The organism is Rhizobium sp. H4 (assembly GCF_003013335.1).
GTDB lineage: Bacteria > Pseudomonadota > Alphaproteobacteria > Rhizobiales > Rhizobiaceae > Rhizobium > Rhizobium sophoriradicis.
Genome location: NZ_PSOW01000038.1, coordinates 1 through 5,097 on the forward strand (window position 1 = coordinate 1; position 5,097 = coordinate 5,097).

Consider the following 5,097-nt stretch of genomic DNA (forward strand, 5'->3'; position numbering starts at 1 on the left):
AATTCGGGAGGCGCAACCAGCCCGCCTCCCTGAATGAAGCCGGAAAACTCTAGCATCCGGTGGTCCAACGTTTGGGAGCGTTTCAAGACCGCCGAGGCTCTAATCGCCGCCGGATGAAAATTCAGTGGCAGGTCATTTGGTCTCGATGTTGCACAAGGAGCCAATTCCAGCGGCCACGAAGTACTTGGTATGCACCCGTGGGAACAACATGGGCGCTTCAATTGAACGGAAACTCAAATTTATGGCTGGCTCTGACAAATTACGGACGATCAGCGATAGTTCGGGTCTCCAGCGGGATTGCAGCATGAGGCCGGCAGTCAATACCAAAGGACATTACTGCGACTTCGCCGAATGCCGGTAATAGACATCCGCCAGAATGTGGTGGTCATGGCGGTAGACTTCGGCCATGATATTATAGAGGCTTGGATCGTGAGCCTCGAAATCTTCTGATGTGGCAATGGTGAGATTGCCTCGGCTGTAAGCCAAGTTCGTATTGAACCAAAATCGCGTGCCCTCGGCCCAATACTCATCGACGTTGTTCTCCATATAGGAACACGCCCAGAGGCCTTTCTCGTAGGCGTGCGAATAGGCACGTTCAACTCGTGCAACGAGATCAGGATCTACCGTGCGCAGCGCGTTGAAAATATTATGTGAGAATTCGTGAACAAGAATGTTCCCGCCGTAATACCGCGTGCCCGGCACGCCCATCAAATTCTCCACAGCTCCCGTCGTGTAGAGCCCGCCCATGCCGCGCGCCCTTTGTGCCCAGTAGTCTCGGGCAGTCATCTTGCCGATCGTGTTGGCGTAATCCCGCCGCTCGTCAGGGGTGAGACGTGGATCATCGGGAAGAGGCTTCTTCCAATCCCGCTGCTCGGGAATATCAGTCGTCGTCTCGTCAATTGCCATGACGCCCACCCGCGCTCCAGCCTGGATTAAAGCATCGCGGACATCACGGCGTTCTGACAACATGTAGAGGACAATGTCACGTGAGATCAATAGTGCCGTGTCTGGAACCTTGTTTGACGAAATAATAGGTATGCCCGCTGCGTCAGCATATTTGGCATAAAATGGATCCAGATTGAGTGATGTCGGTGGGCTGCGAACTATGAAAGTCTCGAAACTCGATACATCAGCCGCGGACAAAGGCGAGTCAGATAAGACATTCTCAGCGCCGCCGAGTCTGCCTGCGGATGCAGCAAGAAGGTACCCACCGCACAACACCATCCCCATCGAGCATACATCCATCATCGTGACCTCTCGTTAACGGCTGTCTTTCGTGAGACGACGCAACAACCGTGCCAGTCACTAAGTATTTCCTCGGGGGCTCATCGGCGCCGCCGGCTCTGTACCAGACCATGTGCGTGACGATCGGCATCCGGTGACCAGGGTATGACGATCACCTCATACCGTTATCTAGGAGAAAATTGCGATCTCGCGGCCGCCTCGCCAGTCCTGGGAGGCGTTTGCTGTGTCCGGGGTCCTAAAAGCTTGCACCGGAAACGCACTGATCTGCGAATCCATTCCTGTACCCATCATCTTCTCCCGAGGTCGGGATCGCCAGGCAAGTATGTCCTCTGGCAATCTTCGCCGATACCCAGCGTGCCGGTCCATGGGCTGCGATAGCCAAAGCGAACCAGGGCGTTTTGCGAGGGGAACCCCTTTCAGATTCAACAGGAGAATGCTGCTGCCTATCGCCGCGTCCCATTTTGTGTGGAATCAGACTGTCGCAAACCGAACATTCCGAAAAAACCCCTCCGCCAGGTCGGGTCGTTCGACGACTTTCGACGCCGGGATAGACCAGCCCGGTTCCGCCGAGGGTTCTAATGTGATCTCGACAATTTGCCTGATTATCGCCGAAAACGTCTTTGGCTTGCTTCTGCCTGAGTAGCGAGCCTCTCAGTCATGGTCAACTTTTCAGTTCAATGTCCTGGATGCCTGATCAAGATGATCCAGCATGATGGACAAGGCGGCATGTTCACGAAGAAGTTGGAGCCCGGCCGCTTCATCTGGCGTCGGCAGCCGATGGCAGGCCGATTGATTGGAACGCATCCATTGGACGGATGAGTTCCATCCAAACAAATGATTTCACCAGCTTATACCAGTGCCATTAGAAGCGCCCCAACGAGTGCGTATCAAGTAGTTGCTCTGTCGACGCCTGGACAGAGTATTAAGTGGAGGTTTAGGTATGAGCCCTCAGGTGCGGTGGAAAGTGTGCTGGGAAAACGAGTTGGAGCTCTCTGACCACACGGAGCTCGCAGATTTCTTTCGGAAGACCTATGGGCCAACTGGAGCTTACAACGCCCTTCCATTCGAAGGTGCTCGTAGTTGGTCAGGAGCTAGGCCCGAGCTTCGCGTAATAGGCTATGATGCGCACGGTGTGGCCGCTCACATGGGGTTGTTGCGTCGTTTCGTTCGGGTTGGCGAGGTCGATCTACTCGTATGCGAGCTTGGATTGTGGGGCGTGCGTCCAGATCTTGAGGGGTACGGCATTAATTCGATGCGCATTGTTTACCCAGTGCTGCAGCAACTTGGCGTTCGGTTTGCGTTCGGCGGTGTTCGGCAGGCGTTGCGCAACCTTGTTCTCAGGCTCTGCCGAAATGGTCTTGCGACGGTTTTGGAAGGGGTACGCGTGCGATCCACCCTTGCCGATGTTTATCTCAACCTCCCGCCGACGCGCTGTGAAAACGTAATTTTGGTAGTATTCCCAATAGGATGCTCAATGAGTGATTGGCCATCGGGGACCTTGATCGAGCGGAATGGCCCTGAGCTATGAAAGAGCATGGTCCCATAGCTGAAGTTATCCGAAGAGACGGTGGCGGCCCAGTGATCGGTGCGTCTATTTAACCCTCGATGACGGACCGACCCACACGATGACACATCCCGCACCTTTCGATCTGCGAACGCTTAGACGTCAAGCGTGAGATATTCGAGACAAGCAGGACCATCAGGAACATATGCCCCGAAGCCTCGGTACCGCAATCCGGGCACCTGGTGGAAGTATGAACATCATCGGCTAATGCCGTATTTTTGCGCGCTCGCGGGTTCACGATCCGCGCTCCTCGTTCGACCCGCTAACTGACGCCACTGCCGCAGAGCACGGCATCGGAGCCTGCGCACAAGCGCACTGCCGACCATACTGCGATGGCCGACAACCCAGATCTTCTTGTTGGACAAGTCGTACACTCAGAGCTCTTCCCGGCTGTTCAGGGCCTTCCAGTGCTTGACATCCTCGCGCACCATCTCGGCGACGAGCTCCTGAACCGGGGCCTTGTGTTGCCAGCCCAGCTTCTGGCGGGCCTTGGTCGGATCACCGGCAGAAGATCAACTTCCGTCGGGCGGAGGTATCGAGGATCGACTTCAACAAGGCAGGCAGCGGACGCGGAGTCGTAGCCAGTCGACGCCGGACGCCTTCCATTCCAAAGTAATGTTCAAGTCGGCAAAAGCCCGCTCGAGAAATTGGCCGACACTCGTCGTCTCGCCGGTCGCCAAGACGTGGCCATCCGGTTTGTCCTGCTGCAGCATGCGCGACATGCCCTCGACATACTCACGTGCGTGGCCCCAGTCGTAGCTCCTGGCGCTGTTTTTGGCCAGCTGTCGGGCGCGGCGGGCCTGCGCGATCGAAGTTGGCTTGTTCAGCCACAAGGCGAAGCTCTATCACTGGGCGCTCGCAGCGTCTCCCGTGCGATACGCCATTTCTCTCTTGGCTACAGGGATGTGCGATTGTCTCCTGTTTTCAAAGCTCTTTGTCCTGCTGATGGTCGCGGTCGCGCTGGCGCGCGGTCGACCTAGACATGTCCTGCGATTGATGAATCGATTGTGAGGTGACGAGAGCGACCGAAGCTGATTCAACATCCACAGCGGAGAGGTGGATGATGGGACAGGCCCTGAGCGATGATCTCCTAATACGGGTTTTGAAAGCGTCTGCGGCGGGCATGTCGGCTCGACAGGCTGCGGCTCGTTTCGGAGTTGGGATTTCGACGGCGATCCGCTGGATTGAAGAGCGAAAGAGGGTGAGTTAACTGCTCTGCCACAGAGCTGGAGACGACCTTCGGCAGTGGATGCACACGAGGAATTCGTTGTCGCGTTGATCAACGAGCGTAGGGATGTGACGCTCGATGAGATGGTTGAGCGCTTGTCCGTCGAGCGGCAGGTGAAGATCAGCCGCAGCGCACTTGGCGCCTGGCTTCGAGGCCGTGGGTGGACCTTTAAAAAAAGACCGCACACGCACTGGAGCAGGACCGACCGGACGTCCTGAAGCGCCGGCGCGCCTGGTTCGATGGTCAATTGGACCTCGATCCGGAGAAACTGATCTTCATCGACGAAACCGGCCTCTCGACCAAGATGTCACGTCTGCGCGGACGTGCATTGCGAGGTGAGCGTTTGCCGTGCCGGCGTGCCGCACGGCCATTGGAAAACAACGACTTTCACCGGTGCGTTGCGCCTCAGCGGAATGACCGCCCCATTCGTCTACGATGGCGCGATGAACGGCAACGTCTTCCTTGCGTATGTCGAACAGGTGCTGGTGCCGCCCCTGGAGATCGGCGACGTCGTCATTATGGATAACCTGCCTGCACACAAGATAGCCGGTGTCCGCGATGCCATCGAACGTGCCGGCGCCAAGCTCATGTTCCTGCCGCCCTATAGTCCGGACTTCAATCCAATCGAGAACGCATTCTCGAAGCTGAAAGCCATGTTGCGAGGCCGAGCCGAGCGAAAGATCGATGCTCTATGGGATGCGGTCGGGGCCTTGATACCTCGCTTCACTGCGGCAGAATGCGCAAACTACCTTAAGGCCGCTGGATATGACCCAGATTGAGCAGGATTTGCTCTAGCGGTGCAAGTGATGCCATCACGACACCGTCTGTCGGCTTTGTCTGATCGGCGACATTAGGTTTGTTTGGCAGTTTCCTGTGGTGGTTCGGAGTAACTTTCTGAAACCCAACAAAAGGATCTTTCCTTTGGCTCGATCGGCCCACATGGCACGGGTTTTGAAGATTGCCATGCGAGGCGGCGCGAGCTGCCTGCCTTTTACTCAGCGATGGATGGAACGAAAGAAGGAAGGCGATATGTCAGATTTGCGTCAAATCGCATTTTACG

At 56.3% G+C, this 5,097-nt stretch carries 2 protein-coding genes and 3 pseudogenes; 2 read left to right on the forward strand and 3 right to left on the reverse strand.

All coding sequences use genetic code 11. The features are described 5' to 3' along the window. Nucleotides 1–333: 333 nt before the first annotated feature. Together C4N04_RS31260 and C4N04_RS32445 are read right to left on the reverse strand one after the other, a co-directional pair. Complete coding sequence (locus tag C4N04_RS31260; RefSeq protein ID WP_010034735.1) at nucleotides 334–1,248, reverse strand: hypothetical protein; 915 nt, start codon at nucleotides 1,246–1,248, stop codon at nucleotides 334–336. A 64-nt stretch (nucleotides 1,249–1,312) separates the two neighbouring features. Further along, a pseudogene (locus C4N04_RS32445) lies at nucleotides 1,313–1,521 on the reverse strand (insulinase family protein); the annotation flags it as partial. 664 nt (nucleotides 1,522–2,185) lie between these two features. On the opposite strand from C4N04_RS32445, the gene nodA reads away from it, so the two are divergent. Beyond that, nucleotides 2,186–2,773 carry a nodulation N-acyltransferase NodA gene (gene nodA, locus C4N04_RS31270; RefSeq protein WP_004679687.1) on the forward strand — a complete coding sequence of 196 codons (588 nt, stop codon included), beginning with the start codon at nucleotides 2,186–2,188 and terminating at the stop codon, nucleotides 2,771–2,773. A 410-nt stretch (nucleotides 2,774–3,183) separates the two neighbouring features. Here nodA and C4N04_RS32005 read toward each other — a convergent pair. After that, nucleotides 3,184–3,576, reverse strand: a pseudogene (locus C4N04_RS32005) (GDP-mannose 4,6-dehydratase); the annotation flags it as partial. 296 nt (nucleotides 3,577–3,872) lie between these two features. Here C4N04_RS32005 and C4N04_RS31280 point away from each other — a divergent pair. Continuing rightward, nucleotides 3,873–4,816, forward strand: a pseudogene (locus C4N04_RS31280) (IS630 family transposase). Nucleotides 4,817–5,097 lie beyond the last annotated feature (281 nt).

Excerpts from the sequence above, each read along its gene's own strand:
- C4N04_RS31260 (WP_010034735.1), bottom strand. The coding sequence starts at position 1,248 with ATGATGGATGTATGCTCGATGGGGATGGTGTTGTGCGGTGGGTACCTT.
- nodA (WP_004679687.1), top strand. The coding sequence starts at position 2,186 with ATGAGCCCTCAGGTGCGGTGGAAAGTGTGCTGGGAAAACGAGTTGGAG.